At 42.5% G+C, this 18,014-nt stretch carries 13 protein-coding genes; 6 read left to right on the forward strand and 7 right to left on the reverse strand.

Annotation, left to right across the window (positions count from 1 at the left end):
- Positions 1-145 precede the first annotated feature (145 nt).
- Both ACR63N_RS04970 and ACR63N_RS04975 read left to right on the forward strand, forming a co-directional pair.
- Positions 146-1,663, forward strand: a complete 1,518-nt coding sequence (locus ACR63N_RS04970; protein WP_367103549.1) for a sodium-dependent transporter — start codon at positions 146-148, stop codon at positions 1,661-1,663.
- A 46-nt stretch (positions 1,664-1,709) separates the two neighbouring features.
- Positions 1,710-1,841, forward strand: coding sequence for a methionine/alanine import family NSS transporter small subunit (locus ACR63N_RS04975; protein WP_367103548.1), 132 nt, complete (start codon positions 1,710-1,712; stop codon positions 1,839-1,841).
- A 133-nt stretch (positions 1,842-1,974) separates the two neighbouring features.
- On the opposite strand, the gene tgt is transcribed toward ACR63N_RS04975, so the two are convergent.
- Positions 1,975-3,126: a tRNA guanosine(34) transglycosylase Tgt gene (gene tgt / locus ACR63N_RS04980; protein WP_472782539.1), complete on the reverse strand. Its 1,152-nt coding sequence runs from the start codon at positions 3,124-3,126 to the stop codon at positions 1,975-1,977.
- A gap of 204 nt (positions 3,127-3,330) precedes the next feature.
- On the opposite strand from tgt, the gene ACR63N_RS04985 reads away from it, so the two are divergent.
- Positions 3,331-3,981: an SOUL family heme-binding protein gene (locus ACR63N_RS04985; protein ID WP_367103546.1), complete on the forward strand. Its 651-nt coding sequence runs from the start codon at positions 3,331-3,333 to the stop codon at positions 3,979-3,981.
- 95 nt (positions 3,982-4,076) lie between these two features.
- Here the strand turns inward: ACR63N_RS04985 and asd are convergent, their stop codons facing one another.
- Positions 4,077-5,207: an aspartate-semialdehyde dehydrogenase gene (gene asd, locus ACR63N_RS04990; RefSeq protein WP_367103545.1), complete on the reverse strand. Its 1,131-nt coding sequence runs from the start codon at positions 5,205-5,207 to the stop codon at positions 4,077-4,079.
- A gap of 411 nt (positions 5,208-5,618) precedes the next feature.
- On the opposite strand from asd, the gene ACR63N_RS04995 reads away from it, so the two are divergent.
- The gene (locus tag ACR63N_RS04995; RefSeq protein ID WP_367103544.1) at positions 5,619-6,782 is read left to right on the forward strand and encodes an endonuclease/exonuclease/phosphatase family protein; all 1,164 of its coding nucleotides are present in this window, start codon (positions 5,619-5,621) and stop codon (positions 6,780-6,782) included.
- Between the two features lie 454 nt (positions 6,783-7,236).
- On the opposite strand, the gene ACR63N_RS05000 is transcribed toward ACR63N_RS04995, so the two are convergent.
- From ACR63N_RS05000 to ACR63N_RS05010, 3 genes are all read right to left on the reverse strand, one after another.
- A complete protein-coding gene (locus ACR63N_RS05000; protein ID WP_367103543.1) occupies positions 7,237-7,482 on the reverse strand; it encodes a hypothetical protein in 246 nt (81 codons plus the stop codon).
- Between the two features lie 338 nt (positions 7,483-7,820).
- The gene (locus ACR63N_RS05005) at positions 7,821-9,272 is read right to left on the reverse strand and encodes a peptidylprolyl isomerase (protein WP_367108635.1); all 1,452 of its coding nucleotides are present in this window, start codon (positions 9,270-9,272) and stop codon (positions 7,821-7,823) included.
- A gap of 255 nt (positions 9,273-9,527) precedes the next feature.
- A complete protein-coding gene (locus tag ACR63N_RS05010; protein WP_367109971.1) occupies positions 9,528-12,659 on the reverse strand; it encodes an LPS-assembly protein LptD in 3,132 nt (1,043 codons plus the stop codon).
- A 501-nt stretch (positions 12,660-13,160) separates the two neighbouring features.
- Here ACR63N_RS05010 and ACR63N_RS05015 point away from each other — a divergent pair.
- On the forward strand, positions 13,161-14,327 hold the full coding sequence (locus ACR63N_RS05015) for an aminoglycoside phosphotransferase family protein (protein ID WP_472782540.1): 1,167 nt from the start codon (positions 13,161-13,163) through the stop codon (positions 14,325-14,327).
- Positions 14,328-14,385: 58 nt separating this feature from the next.
- A complete protein-coding gene (gene murU, locus ACR63N_RS05020; RefSeq protein WP_367103539.1) occupies positions 14,386-15,120 on the forward strand; it encodes an N-acetylmuramate alpha-1-phosphate uridylyltransferase MurU in 735 nt (244 codons plus the stop codon).
- A 254-nt stretch (positions 15,121-15,374) separates the two neighbouring features.
- On the opposite strand, the gene cydB is transcribed toward murU, so the two are convergent.
- Entirely contained in the window at positions 15,375-16,391 is a 1,017-nt protein-coding gene (gene cydB, locus ACR63N_RS05025) for a cytochrome d ubiquinol oxidase subunit II (protein WP_367103538.1), read from the reverse strand.
- Positions 16,391-17,899, reverse strand: a complete 1,509-nt coding sequence (locus ACR63N_RS05030; protein ID WP_367103537.1) for a cytochrome ubiquinol oxidase subunit I — start codon at positions 17,897-17,899, stop codon at positions 16,391-16,393. The genes cydB and ACR63N_RS05030 overlap by 1 nt, the downstream gene beginning before the upstream one ends.
- Positions 17,900-18,014 lie beyond the last annotated feature (115 nt).

The raw sequence follows: 18,014 nt of genomic DNA on the forward strand, positions 1-18,014 counted from the left end.
ATTAGCAGAAACTTTCTAAGGATATGTAGTAAGGTTGTAGTAACCTATTTTAATGAACTGCTTATTTGTAACCTCTATATTGATTTGGCCATTTCTTGGTTTATTAGATTTGAGTAGCTTACTATTATAATTTTAGGAGTAGTGTATGGCAGAACCAAGAGAGAATTGGTCCAGTAGGACCGGGTTTATTATAGCCGCTGTCGGCTCCGCAGTAGGACTGGGCAACATATGGCGCTTTCCTTATGTAGCTTATGATAATGGTGGCGGGGCGTTTATGGTGCCTTATCTCATCGCTTTATTGACAGCAGGTATTCCGCTATTATTCTTAGACTATATTGTGGGCCATAAATATCGCTCTGCGCCGCCACGTGCTTATAAGAAGATGGTAAGATCAGCACAATTTGTAGGTTGGTGGCAGACCCTTGTATCTTTTGTAATTGCTATCTACTACGCTGCTGTCATTGTCTGGGCAGGCAGTTATATGGTTTTTTCATTTGGGCAAAGGTGGGGCGAGGATACTACCACTTTCTTTGTCAGCGACTTTGTACAACATACAGGGGAATTGACCTCAGTATTTGTACCGCAGATGTTTATAGGGTTAGTCATTGTTTGGGCGCTTGCCATACTAATCATGGCAGGCGGCATCCGTAAAGGGGTTGAGCTTGCTAATAAGATCTGCATTCCACTACTTATCGTATTGTTTGGCATTATGGTATTCAAAGCCATCAACTTACCAGGGGCTAGTATTGGCCTAAATGCTTTCTTCGAGCCTAACTGGGAGAGAATGCAAGATCCTAGTGTCTGGCTTGCCGCTTATGGTCATGTGTTTTTCTCACTATCTGTAGGTTTTGGTATTATGGTGACTTATGCCTCCTACCTAAAAAAGAATACCAATCTCACTGGTGCAGGTTTAGTGGTTGGTTTTGCCAACTCCTCGTTTGAATTAATTGCTGGTATTGGTATCTTTGCCGCTATCGGTTTTATGGCAATGTCAACAGGCCAAGACGTCTCTGAAGTTGCTAGTGGTGGTGTAGGGTTAGCATTCTTTGTATTCCCCAAAATCATCTCAACTATGGGCTCAAGCGGTGATTTCGTCGGGTTCTTATTTTTCGGCTCTTTAGTAGTAGCAGGTATTAGCTCTTTGGTAAGTATTCTTGAAGTACCTATCTCTGCCTTTCAAGATAAGTTTGTTTGGTCACGTAAAAAAGCAGTGGCAGTCATAGGCGGCGTCTGTGCTACTATATCCATCGTTGCCTTCTCTACTGGTAGCTCACTGGTATTGGTAGATGTAATAGATCACTTCGCCAATAATATCGGTATTGTCGCTGGAGGCTTGTTGTCTATTGTTTGGGTAACTTGGTTTAATCGCCACAAAATCCCAGGCCTACTTGAGCATATCAATCGTATATCTAGTGTTAAGCTTGGTGGCGCTTGGGTATTTATGTTGACTGTTATCACCCCAACCGTACTTACCGTTGCTTTGGGTCTAAAGTTGATCGAGCTGGTACAAAATCCTTATGAAGGTTACTCTACCACCATACTATTATTATTTGGTTGGGGTGTTGTCGTGTTCTTTGGGTTAGGGGCGTTTATACTGACTCGTATGCGTGGTCTGCATGACGATGAAGATGATGAAGCCCGTGTCATTGATGACGCTAAATAAACACATACCGTTGGCAAATACGCTTGAACTTCAACAGGAATTTATTATGACAACCTCAGCAATTATTTTTATGATTATCTCGATGGTGCTGATATGGGGCGGTCTTATTGCCGCTATCTTGCATCTGAGAAAACATCCTGACATTCCCATGAGTCAAGTACCTGATGATCATTATTAATCTCCTTGGGTTTGATCTATTTAGATTGTAAAAAGCTTTAAAGACACAAAAAAAGACCAGTCAACCACTATTGACTGGTCTTTTTAAGTTAAGCCCTTAATGCAACTTATATTTGAACCAACGTATATTTAAATCAACGTAGAGTCAATTCAGGCACACTTTGTCCGCGTTTAGCATAGAACTCATTGACAAATTCATCAAAGTTATCTTGTTCAATTGCTTGTCTAATACCTGCCATCAAACGCTGATAATAGCGCAAATTATGAATAGTCGCTAACTGTGCTCCTAGCATCTCTTTACACTTATTAAGATGATAAAGGTAGGCGCGGCTAAAGTTCTGGCAAGTGTAGCAGTCACACTCTGGATCAAGAGCGCTAGTATCTTCGCGGTACTGACTATTACGGATACGTACGACACCAGCGTTATCAGCATCACCTGTAACAAAATAGTGGCCATTACGCGCATTACGAGTAGGCATTACGCAGTCAAACATATCTACCCCGCGGCGTACTCCTTCAACGAGATCTTCAGGCTTACCTACGCCCATCAGGTAGCGCGGCTTATCCGCTGGCATGTCGTTAGGCAGATAATCTAAAACATCTATCATCTCCTCTTTAGGCTCGCCAACGGATAGGCCCCCAATAGCATAGCCATCAAAGCCAATCTCTAGCAAACCATCAAGTGACTGCTGACGTAAATCAGAATACATACTACCTTGAATGATACCAAATAGCGCATTGGTACTGCCTAAGTTCTTATGCTCATCAATACAGCGCTGACCCCAGCGTAAGGAAAGCTCCAAAGATTTTTTGGCCTCGTCATGAGTGGCAGGATAGGGCGTACACTCATCGAATTGCATGACGATGTCGGAATTCAGACTGTACTGAATCTGCATGGACTTCTCAGGCGATAAAAACACCTTTGCGCCATCGATAGGTGATTTAAAATGGACGCCTTCTTCAGTAATTTTACGCATAGCGCCAAGGCTAAATACCTGAAAGCCGCCTGAATCCGTGAGGATAGGCTTGTCCCAATGCATGAACTTATGCAGGCCACCGAACTTGTCAATGATTTCTGTGCCAGGACGTAACCATAGATGAAAGGTATTACCTAATATGATATCTGCGCCAATCGCCTCGATATCGCGTGGTAGCATACCTTTGACAGTACCATACGTACCTACGGGCATAAAAGCAGGCGTTTGCACGTCGCCATGATTGAGATGAACCGTACCGCGGCGGGCACGTGTATCACCACTGGAGGTTTTATGAAGAGTAAATTGCATATAATAATCACTATCTTGTCACTAAAAATGGCGCTAATTATACCACTTGCTGAGCATTTATTGGGACACAGATATTGTCGAGGTTGAATATTGCCTATTACCTATACGACACAGACAAAAGTCGTCGTCAACTGTTAAAGTATAAGTCATACCAATACGTACCGTATGAAATAAAATGCTGGTTTCCAGTAGTGGAGACAGAAAATGAAAACCGCAGTTTGTTTATCACTGAGTAGTTTACTGTTTATATCAGGAGCAGCTATGGCCGTTGAAGAGCCTGACTATACGATTTTATTGCAAGCAGATGATTTTGAGTTACGCCGTTACGATGCGCAAATTGTTGCTGAGACCTGGGTGACAGGCGATCGAAACGAAGCCAGCCGGACAGGGTTTAAGACGTTAGCAGACTATATCTTTGGTAATAATACTACGCCAAGTGGCGGTAGCAGTGAAATCAGCATGACCACACCAGTTAAAACGCAAGCGCAAGCGGCTAATGGCAATAGCAGCGAGTCACAAAAGATTGCTATGACCGCGCCTGTTAACATGCAACAAGCTGATGGTAAGTGGCGTGTCCGGTTTGTGATGCCAAGTAGCTATACGCTACAAACCCTGCCAAAACCAAATAATTCTGAGGTTAGTATTATTGAGATACCGGTGCAAACTTACGGCGTAGTTAAGTTCTCAGGTCTAGCTGGCAGCGATAAGGTAGCGGATAAAACAAAGGAGCTACAAAACTGGATGGCGTCGCAAAATTTAATAGTAACGGGCCAGCCAGAGCTTGCTCGCTACAATCCACCATGGACTTTGCCATTTATGCGTCGTAATGAGGTTATGATTGCTTATCAGCAATAGTCTTAATAATTACTAAAAAGTTGGCCATAAAAAAGACAGCGCTGGCTGTCTTTATACTATTAGTATTTAGAACCTAGCTAGTATTTAGAGCCTAGCTATTTTTGCTCACGAATAATATTAAGCATCCGGCGTAGGGGTTCTGCTGCACCCCACAGTAGCTGATCACCAACGGTAAAAGCTCCTAGGTACTCACCACCCATATTTAGCTTACGTAAGCGTCCGAGCGCTACCGTTAAAGTACCAGTAACCGCTACTGGTGTTAAGCGATTCATAGCTGCTTCCTTGGTATCTTCGACCACATCAAGCCACTGGTTGCCACTGTTTTTAAGCGCCGCTTCAATCTCTTCTAGTGGAATATCTTTTTTGAGCTTGATGGTTAAGCCCTGTGCATGACAACGCATAGAGCCTACGCGTACACACATGCCATCGATGGGAATATTATCATCAGCACTATTGGCGAGGATCTTGTTGGTTTCAACACCGCCTTTCCACTCTTCGCGTGATTGTTTGTTTTCTAACTGCGAATCTATATAAGGAATTAAACTACCAGCTAGCGGCACGCCAAAGTACTGTTTGGGGAAATCATCCCCGCGCTGAGCCTGTGCAATCTTTTTATCAATTTCAAGTATGGCGCTAGCAGGATCAGATAGCTCGTCTTTTACCGTATTGTAAAGCAAACCCATCCCTTCGATAAGCTCACGCATGTTGTTAGCGCCAGAACCACTTGCTGCTTGATAGGTCATAGCGCTGACCCATTCAACCCAGCCCTTATTAAATAGTTCACCAATCGCCATTAACATCAAAGATACGGTACAATTACCGCCAATAAAGTCTTTTTTGCCTTCGCTAAGAGCGGCATCAATAACCTTACGATTGACAGGATCGAGTATGATAGTACTATTATTTTCCATGCGTAAAGTACTAGCAGCGTCAATCCAGTAACCGTCCCAACCACTATCGCGCAGAGGTTGATGCACTTTTTGAGTATAATCACCACCTTGACAGGTAATAATAACATCACAATCTGCTAGTGCCTGAATATCGTGAGCGTCTTGGAGTTGACTCGGTTTAATACCGTCAAAATTAGGCGCATCGCCGCCAGCATTACTGGTGGAGAAAAATACCGGTGTAATGCCAGCGAAGTCATTTTCTGCTGTCATGCGCTCTATTAGCACCGAACCTACCATACCACGCCAACCTACCAAGCCTACTGTTAAGTTACTCATGAAAACCAATCCTCTTTTGCTACTATTATTCGTAATACTGTTAACCGATAACAATGCCGTGAATAACGATAAAAAGCAAGACGTTTTGCACAATTTTATCTATGTTAATTATTATTAAGCATCTGTAGCTGTTCTATAGTAGATCAACTATATAATTCTGATGACAATAGGAAAGTTGTGCTGTACTTAGTTGGCGTTAGTATTAATAAGAAATGCTAGTTATAATGCAGAACTAGAGAGTCTTCTGTTAGTTTCACTATAATAGATAATTATTAGTAGGCGATAGGCTAATGGGATGCTAAAGTAAATAACTATAACTTTTTAAACAAAAGTATATACTTTAATCTTTTAGATCATAATAGATAATATTATCGACTTCATTATTCATTCAATAGATGGTCAATACACACTATGGATTTTCTTTTTATATACTATGCGGTGCAATTATTGGCAGGATTGGTTGTTTTTGTCACAATTTGGGGCTGGCTGCACATCGATAATTGGTGGGTACGTGTGGTTGAATTTCCACGTATTCAAATTTTGGTCTTGGGTCTGACCGCGTGGCTTGGTCTGCTAGTAACGTGGTCGTCATGGCAGCGTAAACAATGGGCGCTGTTTGGCGCGCTTAGCGTATCGTTAGGGTTTCAGCTACGTATGGTATTGCCTTACACCAGAATATGGAAAAAAGAGGTACAAAAGGCAAAAGATAAACCAGAGGGTAAGGCGCATCAGATCAAAATCATGGTCTCAAACGTGCTAACGCCTAACAATCGTACTCAAGACTTGGTCAATTTGGTTAAAAAGAGGCAGCCAGATATCCTGATCACCCTTGAGTCTGATAAAAAATGGGAGCGTGCGCTGGAAACGATAGAGCCCGATTATCCTTATACGGTAAAAGTGCCTTTGGATAACCTCTATGGTATGCATCTGTACTCTAAACTTGAACTAATAGATCCTGAGGTAAAATATCTTATGATTGATGATATTCCCTCTATTCATACGCAGCTACGCTTGCAAGGGGGTCGAGTTATTTGGTTATACTGTTTGCACCCCATGCCGCCAAGTCCCACAGAGGCCGATAAATCTACTACTCGTGACGCTGAGCTGCTGATGGTGGGACGTCATATTGAGGAGAACGATCAAACCGCCATATTGGCAGGAGATCTCAATGATGTCGCTTGGTCAAAAACCACACGTCGTTTCCAGCGTATCTCAGGGCTACTGGATCCACGTATTGGACGACATTTTATTAATACCTTCCATGTTGACTATCCATTTTTACGCTGGGCATTAGATCATATTTTTCACAGCGCTTGCTTTACCGTAGTAGATATAGAACGCCTACCTTCGATTGGCTCCGATCATTTTCCAGTATTGACTACGCTGCAATATGAGCCAGAAGAGGCAAACAAGCAAGAGCAAAATGCCCCAACAACTGACGCTAAAGATATCGAAGAGGCTGAAAACAAGATTCAAGAAGGTAAGAAGGAAGGGCATAAGGTCTCAAAAGAGCATGCACAAGAAAAAGCAGAACAAGGACATTCAGAAAAACAAGCTAATAACCATCAGAGCTAGAATAAGTAATATTGGTAGATTTATTCACTTTGATGAATATATGTAAGCAAAAGCTTACAATCAATAGGGTTTTTGACTTCTAGCTGGGTCTATATGATTGCCATATAATAGGATCATCAACACAAGGATAAGCAGGGATGCAGTGTTGAATGGACACAATAAGGCATATAGTTTTGAGAGGATACTCTTATGATTGCAGCTCAGCCCACTGTAATTTAATATATAGAAATTTAGTATATGGAGTTTCTAAATCAAAGCTTAAAAGACTTAGAACAAATTATCAGGGATGAGATAATAAAAATATAAAGCGCTTAAAGTACTGAGAGTAAAGTACCAAAAACCCGAACCGATTGTCCTAAGTTCGGGTTTTTTTTAACACTGTTATTTAGAAACATACAGGACAGTTTCACATCGAAGACTAGTCCATTTTATAGTACCTGCAGGCTTATAGTCCCTATAAACCCACTTCTTCTGATGTTAAAGCAACTATCTTAATAGGTACAGCACACAGCCAACTCATACCAGCAGTACAGAAAAACTTACCTTCTTCATAAGAGACGATGTAAGCTTTAAAATCATTATGAGTCTGCTCAGAAATAGCTTGCTCATCGCTATTGTCATCTACAGCACACCATATCTGCTTGTCGCCACGTTTCAGCATAGCTTTAGTCAAATTGCTACCAACTAGTTTATTGTCCACACTTATATACCTTAAATGTCAGTTATGACTGTTAAATTCCAAAAGGAGCGCATGATATAGTTCAGATATCATTATCACTTTTTGTACATCTATAAAACTCTACTATCTATAGTTATCATATTACAACGATACCTATGATGATTGATGTTAATAAAAGCTCTTTAATCTAGTAGATTATTTCGACATTATATTTAGCAATCGTCAGCTAATTGTTACGCTTAGTATTGCTATTAGTAATAATAAAAATCAATAAAAAAGGGCATATACATGTGTATATGCCCTGAGTAGCAGAATAGTTTAGTTTGCTGCTAGCAAACTAAACTATTGCAATTAGCTCATTAAAGAATTTGAATGTAAGCGCTAGCGCGTAATTCTTGCAGCCAGTCCTCTTGCGCTTGTGGTGCTAGGCGCTGATATAAGACTTGTCTTGCCATGTTACGTCGATACTCACTACTAACGTCTTGTTGGCGCTGCTCATCAACCTTTAAAATATGCCAACCAAATTGAGTTTTAAAAGGTGCAGAATAATCACCAATTGGTGTGTTTTTCATGACGGTTTCAAAGGAACCTACCATATCACCATCGCTAACCCAGCCCAGATCACCACCACGTCCTGCTGAACCTGGATCATCTGAATAAGTCGATGCTAGGCTGGCAAAATCAGCGCCTTGACGCAGCTGGTTATATAGGTCGTTTATTTTTTGCTCAGCGAGCGCATCAGTTTGTAGCTCATCAGTTTTGACTAAGATATGACGCGTATGCCACTGCGGTATAATCATAGTATCACTGGACTTTTTATCAGCCAGCTTGATGATATCGATACCTTCAGGAGTGATAAGTGGCTCGCTTACCTCACCAACCTCAAGTTGGGTGATTTCACTAGATAGCTCAGTAGGGAGTGCAGAGGCTTTATTGAAGCCCATATCACCACCTTGTAGTGGAATCGGATAGTCGCCTTGTACAGCAGCAACAGCCGTTGCAACCTCGACATTCGGCACCTGTAAACTATTACGTAATTGTAAGGCGATCTCAAGCGCTGCTGCACGCTGAGCCTCGGACAGGCGATTGTAATCATCTACATAGGGCACACGAACATGGATGGTTTGATACTCGCTTTGATTCAAACGTTTGGCTTCAGGCGAGGACAAAAACGCATCGATATCTTGCTCGCTAATGCGTACGCGGTTAGCAATCTGACGCTGCTGTAAAGCTTGGATAGCTGCATCTTCCATTAACTGGGCGCGCAAGGCAGCATAGCTACCGGCTTGATTAGCATCCAAACGTTGTTGTAGCGTACTGATGCTATCTAGTCCTTCTGACTGGGCAATTTGTGCCAGACGCTGATTGATAGCGGCCTCATCAGGCCTAAGCCCAACACGATTAATCAATGAGAGTTGTAACTCACGCAAGATTAAAGCGTTTAATATCTCAGACTGGAGCTGAGCTGAGTTGGGCAGAGACTCGCCCGCTGCTTGTGCGCGTGCTTGAGTTTGATTGACGGCATTAATTAGATCACTCTTTAGTATCACGTTGTCATTGACTAGGGCGATAATACCATCAGTGCTATTGACAGAGGTCAGTTGAGCATCGCTATTTTGAGTGCTGGTCTCTACTGGCATATTGGCTACTGGTTCAGCAGCTTGAGCGTTAAAGCTAAGCATAAGCAAGCTTGTACCTATACCTAGGCTTATACTTTTTATGTTCACACGCTTTACACTCATATTATTCACACTTGTATTAATAGCAGTTAGCACAGCACTGCTAATCTGACGTAAAGAAAAATCTCTCATGATGCTCCTCATCAATGTCATCGCATCGGATAGTATAGGGTAAATTATACCGATTATATTTTACACGATGGTATTTTAAATAATCATATACTAAATTATCTTGCACCTAGGGCACATGATATTATTATGTAGTTTTTGCTGTCTTTCTCAGCTCGCTATTTTTGTTTGCCAAACCCTTAGCAAGCATAAGTTTTTCACAGGTCGTTAAAGCTAGAGCTTAGTGTTGGCATCAAATGACTGATCACAAAATATCCATTAGTCTTTCCACGCGGTTTGTACCGGCTCAAAGCCCAAAACTTTATCGGCAAGCAGGCGACTTAAACGACTACTGCCACTACCAAGCCCGTTAAATCTAACCTCTGCCATAATGGCTTGATTGGGTTTTTCTCCAAGGTTTAAATCATTATAGTAGCGGCGACCATAAACTGCAAAACCAAAGCAGCAATCCTCATAATCCACACCAACCAGAGCATCAAGCACTTTGTCGCTACGATGATCGTATTGACCCTGTGCCAATACACGCCAGCTATTATTAACTGGGAAGATTGCAGAAGCTGTAAATGCAGATAAAGGTAGCTGATTCGTATTATCATCACGTTGACGTTTGACAAAACCTACATTAAACAAGCTATTCGCTGAGGGCTGATAACGTAGCTCAGTAGTAATGTAATTGAGATCATAACTGTTATTTAGCGCGCCGCTAACATCAACCCACACATTATTATAAGGCTGAGTGCTCACATCCCATACCATACCAGAAGATGAGGAGTTAAATACTGGCTGCTGATCTTCGAGGGTAACGCGTCCATCACCGTAGTAGAACTGCTCTGCAATGCTACCATCGAAACGTGTCACGCCCGTTGCATCGATGTAACGATAATTGATACCTGGCGTAATAGCATGCAAATCTTGCAAGCGATCATGTCCTAAGAACCAGCTGTCTGAAAATAGCTGCTCATAGTTGATAGAGGCAATACGAGTGTTAAAGTTGGGAATATCGTTTTGATCTTCAAACGGTGAGTAGGTGTATTTTAGACGCGGACTTAACAGCTGATAACCGCCCATCGTATCATCAAAGGCGCCAAATGGTGATCCGGCACGGTAAAAGTATAATCCAGCATCGACACTAGCTTGCGGGACAAAGACCGACTGACTACCGTCCTCTTCACTCAGCTCATTGGCTTCTAGACTATCTTCGTCATAGGAGGTATATAGATGCTGTAGGCTAAGCTCTGGTTTTATGTAGCCCCATGCTGCCTCAAGCGGATAGGCCGCGCTTAGTTTGTTGTACAGGCGCACGCCACTTTTTTCGTCTTCAGAACCGTCATCGATAGACTTTTTAAAGTAAGCGGAATCATGAACGCCGGTGATATCAAGGCTCTCTATCCATGGCAGGCGGTAGTTAAGAGACAACTGCGGCAAGCGCGAATAAGGCTTGTCTTTATCCTCTAGCGGCTCTCCAGTATTGGTAAAAGCGTCGAGCGTTTGAAAGGTTTCAACTTTTAGCTCGCCGTTGACGTAATCATTATAGTAGTTAAGTCGAGCACGTCTTGGTAGGTTTAAGGTGTTATTTGATAGTCCTAAAGTGTCGAAGTCGTTGATGTAATCTTCATCAGACACGTAACTGTATTTGGCATCACCGCTTAGGCGCGGAATAGCAGTTGATGACCAGTAGTGATCGTAAAAAAAGCTGCTACGATCTTCACCGTCATATTCTCTATCATTGGGTAGGTATGAGCCATTAAAAATACCTTCACCGTATTGCTCAGTCAAATACCGAAATTCTCCGGAGAGCATAGGATTACGGTTGGTATACAGATGAGTGTTTAATGTCGCATCGTAATTGGGCGCTAGGTTAAAATAATAGGGCACGTCGATCTCAAGCCCACTCTCGCTTCCAATACTAGCCCCTGGCAATAAAAAGCCACTGCTGCGGCGAGAGTCAATAGGAAAGTTAAAATAAGGCAAATAAAACACAGGTACGTCAGCGATACGTAAGGTGGTGTCGTAAGCTTTACCACGCCCCGTCTCAGTATCTAAGTCGATACTCTTGGCATCAAGCTGCCACTTACGATTGGTTGGTGGACAAGTGGTAAACATAACTTCATCAAGCTCATACTGGCTGTCATTAGGACGATTGAGCTGCTTGGCATAGCCATGTGCTTGTAAAGGTACGCTTGCAAACGCCACATCCTTTGCAGTTGCTTGGCCAGTTTGGGTATTATAAGCCAAGCTATCAGCGACACCGATCAGACCACCTTGGGAGGCTTTCTCAGTAATGGTCATTCTACTATCACGGCGAGTGTTTAGTGCAGATCGACCGTTGTTACTGTTGTTATCGACGGTTTGATCGGTAAACATGACTTGACCTTGTGCGCTTGCTACATTACGAGTCAGATCAATAGCGACCCGATCCGCTTCAATATGTTGACGACCTTGGTCAATAATCACATTACCTGATAACTCAGCATAGTCCACGTTATCGTAGTAGCCATAATCTGACTCTGAAAACAAAGGCGCTTGATTGTTTGGCGTATTATTAAGATTGATATTTCCATCCGCTTCGTTGACAGCGCGCTGATAATTGGGATTACGCTGCGGGCTGACCCATTGACCTTCACAGCGCTGGGGACTATCTACCATATTAGGTAACAGGTTTAAGTCTGTGCCCAGTTGACGTACAGGTTTACGAATAGGTTGTAAGCTAGGTGATGCTCTGCCTTGAGCGCTCTTGACTACATTTTGGGCAGTAGGGCTTTGAAGCTTTGGCGGTGTTGGTGTTACCTCTTCAGGTTCAGGTTTTAATTCGTAAAACTCAGCTAAGCGCACCAAGCTGTCTTGAATACTTTCTTCACTGATATCGAGACGGTCATCGTCAGATGAGCTTTGGCTAGACGGCGCTTCTGCCGCTACACCTTGAGCAGTCTGCACGGTACCGGAGCTAATATTGGCACTAGCTTCTGTATTTTGGTGGTTTGCTGATAGATCACTACTAGCGTTTAGACTTTTGGTGGTTTCGTCAACATTAATTATTTCAGTGTTATCTATTTCAGTTATGGGTACATCGATATCAGTAATAGCACTATTATTAATACTTTTTATACTAGTAGTACTGTTGAGCTGAGCGTTATTTGTTATAGCTGAGCCTGTTTCTAAATCGGTATTCACATCCAAGTTATTGCTTGGAATAAGATCTGTTTGAGTAACCCCAGGTTCGGCAATGATAGGTGCAGAACCACTATGATTAGCTATTATACTTGGGCTATCAGCAACTAACGGCGCTGGCGTCTGCGGATGAGTATCAGCTACAGCGGCAGCACACACCGTCAGACCTAAGGTACCAAACAAAATCATGCGAATGCTTTGGTAAAGCGAAGAATATAACAAGGGCACACCTATGATTGCAAAGCCTACTGGGCTGCGATATTTAGTTTGATTATATGTTTTAATCTTACATCGTTTACATAAGGCTGAAAATGAGAAGTACTTTGTGAGCCGATCTAGGCTTCGCCTACTCAAACTTAACTGATAAAAAGCATACCATTAACCACTATACGGTAATATAGATCTCAGTATCTGCTCATATTACAACTATTGACGACTTATCATAGTCAAAAAAAACCAAATCAGCTACACTATTAACCAAATTTTATAAGGTAGCAAGATGTTTTTTACTAATAGCTAGCTACAAAACCTAACCATAGCTTTAGGCCAAAAGCGAACGTGCAGCAAATTTAACAGGTAAAGACAGTTTGCCATTTTAACAAGTATTTAGTTTTTTTAGCACTCATTTAATGATTGCAGACTAATATTTATGACCTTAGACTGCAACTATTTTTGTTAAATTAAATTTTTAAACCATTTAAACCCAGTGATCACCAACTTGCGATGCCCTTTATGAGTAACAATACAATCTCACAGCCCAGCTTACAGACTAAAAGCCTCAGTACAAAATACAGTCGTCAAGAGCAATTAGAGAGATGGCTACAACAGACTTTCGTAAATCAGACATTTATCCTTAATAGCTTACCTGGCGATGCCAGTGCTCGTCGCTATCACCGTATTCAGCTGTTTGATAGTAGCCAAAGCCCAAATAGTAACCTCGATCAAAAACCATCAGCGCAGTATATCGTCATGGACTCTCAAGACGAAAAAGAGGCTATGCAGCAGTTTGTTAATGTGACTAAGCTCATGGCGCCAGCTATTAATGTACCCAAGCTTATCGCGCAAGATTTAAGCCAGGGGTTCTTGGTACTACAAGACTTTGGGCCAGTGGAGTTTGCTCATTTACTGACCGACGCTACACCTAAACAAGTCGATGACTACTACCAGTGGGCTATGCAAAGCCTTATTGCCCTACAAAGCGTAGCACTTAAGACAGCAAAAGAGCGCCATCAGCTGCCAGATTACGATGCTCAGACGCTCAATCGTGAAATGGATCTATTTAGTGAGTGGTTTGTGCCCTTTATTGGCGTGAGCCTTGATAAGAGCATTTGGGATAATCTAAAGTCAGCATTGATAAAGGCGATTTTGGTACAGCCGCAAGTGATTGTGCATCGGGATTATCACAGCCGCAACCTGATGCAAGATCAAGTGGATATGTCGCGCTTGGGGATCATTGATTTTCAGGATGCGCTCATTGGCGCTTATAGCTATGATTTAGTCTCCTTAGTGCGTGACGCTTATGTAGAATGGCCTGAGCATGAAGTCTCACAGTGGATTTATGATTTTTGGCAGATGCAGCAGCAAGTAGGGTTGAGGGCCGCCGATAGCGCTGAGCAGTTTGAAAACGACGTCAATGTGATGGGCGTCCAGCGTCATCTAAAGGTGCTCGGTATCTTCATTCGTCTATTTGAGCGCGATGGCAAAGATCGTTATCTGGCGGATATCCCTAAGGTAATGCGCGACTTATTGTTTGAGCTTGATTGGCTTGAGAAAAACAGCCAGCAAAGTGATGAGCAAGGTAATAAAGATTTGCAGCAAGCGCTAACGAGCTTTAATCAGTGGCTAAAAAGCAAAGCGCTACCAGCTTATCAACATAAATTTGCTGAGTAGCTTTTTAGTTTTGCTACCAAGCTTCATTCTAGTTTTATATTTTTAATAAGGAAAGGCTATGTCCGCAATTACCCAAGCCATGATTTTAGCCGCTGGCAAAGGTACACGTCTGCGTCCGCTAACCCTTGAAACCCCTAAGCCTTTAGTTGAAGTGGGGAGTCAAGCGCTGATTGTTTGGCACATTAAAGCTCTAAAAGCAGCCGGTATTACCGATATTACGATTAATGCTTCTTGGCTTGCCGATAAGCTCATGGATACTTTAGGTGATGGTTCAGATTACGGGGTAAATCTGCACTGGTCAGTAGAGGATGAACCACTTGAAACCGCGGGCGGTATTTTTCAGGCTTTGCACAGCGGTAAATTACAAGATGCGCCATTTATTTTGGTTAACTCTGATATTTGGACGACTTATGATTTTGGTCAACTACAAGACTATAAATTAGGTAGTGATCAAAAAGCGCATTTATTGTTGATTGATAATCCCGAGCATAACAACGGTGGCGACTTTGCGATCAATAATGGTCTTGCCAGTGAGCAGCCGATTGGCGATGCCGATAAATATACCTTTTCAGGGATTAGTGTCATCTCGCCGCACTTGGTTGATGGCTTAGCGGTAGGGCAGCCTGCACCGCTTGCACCACTACTCAAGCAAGCGATGCTTAAGTTTCAAGTGACCGCAGAAGTCATTACCGATAGTTGGATAGATGTAGGTACGCCTGAGCGTTTAGAGCAGGTCAATGAGTTTGTTAAACATAAAATAGATGAGGTCGAGGATAATCACCGCGGCGCTTAAAGCTTGATAACTATAAGACTTACGTGATATAGAATCAATGAAGACGCTACATTGATCACAATATCAGTGCGGCGTCTTTATTTTGCAGTTTTGATCTAAAAGAGTCAGTCTAGGCTAGACGCCCATCGCCAATTTAATAAGTTGCGCAATGATAAAAATAGTCAAAAAACCTGCTAAATACAAGCCAATGAACCATATCCATTGCGATTGTTTTTTACTAAGCTTTTTCATCTTTACCTCGCTATTTATACTACTTAATATCCATCTTCAGAACTGGTTTTACCTTTAAAGGTATAGTAACCAAAAGCGGTATAACTCAAAATAATAGGTATCATCACGCCTGCGCCAATTAGCAGGAATGATAGCGTAGTATCTGCCGCCGCTGCTTCGTAAATCGTCATCTGATAAGGGATGATATATGGGAATATAGCAAGACAAACGCCAATATAACCCATCAAAAACAACCCTACTGTCAATATAAAAGGACGATACTCACGCTCAGTGTTAAGATCTTTACGTAGCAAGAAGAATATCAGCAGTACAATAATAGGCATGGGTGCCAGATACAGCAGTCCTGGGAAACTAAACCAGCCTTCAAGCGCTTTAATATCAGAGAAATACATAGACACGGTCACCGCTACCATGGCTGCTATTAATGCCGATAGCATCCAATTAGTGACTTTGCGTGCCCATACTTGCAGCTTGTGCTCGGTTTTGATGATCAGCCAAGTAGAACCAAGCAGAGCATAACCGATAATTAAGGCAAAACCACACATAATAGAGAAGGGTGATACCCAATCAAAAGGGCCACCTGTATAAAGACGATTGCTAGCCTCTAATCCATGTATCAAGGTGCCTAGCATCATGCCTTGAAAAAAGGCGGCAGCATTAGAGCCAAACGCGAAAAAGAAGTTCCAGACGTAACGATGCTTGGACGATTTGAAACGTAATTCAAAAGCGACGCCGCGCATAATAAGACCAAACAGCATAAAAATGACAGGTAGGTAAAGACCCGACATGATAACACCGTAGGCTACTGGAAAAGCGGCGAATAAGCCGCCACCGCCTAATACCAGCCAAGTCTCGTTACCGTCCCAAAAAGGCGCTACAGACTGCATTATTAGATCACGTTTTTCATCTGAGCCAGTAAAGGGAAACAGAATACCGCAGCCTAAAACAAAGCCATCAAGTAACACATAAACAAAGACTGAAAAAGCAATTAAACCGCCCCAAATTAGAGGTAAATCTAATACATCACCGTAGTTAAACATTAGCGTAGCCCTCCGTCATCTTTATCGTTTGCAGGTTTATCTGCCTCTTTCGATGGATTTTCTTTAGTGTTTTCCTGCGGACTGCTATCACCACTCAAAGCGCGGCCTTGAGCTTCAGTTATTGAATTATCATAATAAGTATCTTCAGCAGGATCCTCATATGGCTGCGGCCCTTGAAGAATAAGTTTTACAATATAAAAAGTACCTGCACCAAAGATAAAGGTGTACAGCACGATAAAGCCGATAAGTGTGGTTGCCACTTGTTGAGCGGCGACCGGCGACATGCTCTCTGCTGTGCGTATCACGCCGTATACTGTCCAAGGTTGACGTCCGGTTTCAGTCACAAACCAACCTGCCAATATCGCCACAAAACCGAGCGGCATCATCATTATCCAAGCGCGGTGGAACCACTTACTGTCGGGATCAAATTGCTGCTTTTTAAAGTATTTATAAGCGCTAAAGACCCCCATAAGTATCATGAGAATACCAATGCCTACCATAATACGAAACGACCAAAATACAATAGGGACATAAGGCTGATTTTCAGGAGCCCAGTTTTTAAGACCTTTGATCTCGCCATCTAGCGAGTGAGTCAGAATAATACTGGATAAATAAGGGATCTTGACCTCATAGTGATTTTCTTGAGCTTCTTGATCAACAATAGCAAAAAGAACCAATGCTGCGCCGCGCTCATCCTCCCATAAACCTTCCATCGCCGCCACTTTAGCGGGCTGATGCTCCATCGTATTAAGACCATGCATATCGCCAAAAAGGGCTTGGACTGGAGCCACAAAAATAGCCATAATCATTGCCATACCGAGCATAATACGACCGTGCTGACGATGATCTTCGTGTTTTTTGGATTGTAGATAATAAGCGCCGACACCGCCAACAGCAAAAGCAGTCGCTAAAAAAGCAGCGGTCATCATGTGGGCAAAGCGATAGGGGAACGAGGGGTTAAAGATAATCTCAATCCAATTGGTCGGATAGAGTAAACCATCAGCGCCCATCATAAAGCCTTGCGGCGTCTGCATAAAGCTATTAGCAGATAAAATCCAAAAGCCTGAGATTAGCGTACCGATAGCGACAATAGCAGTTGCCGCAAAATGCATACGCTTGCTGACGCGGCCCCAACCAAACAACATAATGCCTAAGAATGAAGCTTCTAAAAAGAACGCAGTCAAAACCTCATAGGCAAGTAGCGGACCTAAAACGTTACCGGCTCTATCAGAGAAAACGGCCCAGTTGGTCCCGAACTGGTAGGACATAACCACTCCAGATACCACACCAAGACCGAATACTACGGCAAATATTTTTACCCAGTACTTATAGACCTCAGCATAGATAGGTTTACCAGTTTTAAGCCAACGAAATTCAGTCACGGTCAAAAAACTAGCAAGACCAATGGAGAATGCAGGAAAGACAATGTGAAAGGAAATAACAAAAGCGAACTGGATTCGCGCGAGCATCAGCGCATCTAGTTGACTAATAACAAATGCAGCAAACATAGACAGTTACCTTTATCTGTTAGCTAACTGGCGCTAGTGTCCATAATACGCGCAGATGGTTGTCTATGCCTAATAGTGGCAGATAAGACGGTAACTTTGTTAGATTATCTAAATA

The organism is Psychrobacter sp. M4 (assembly GCF_055699795.1).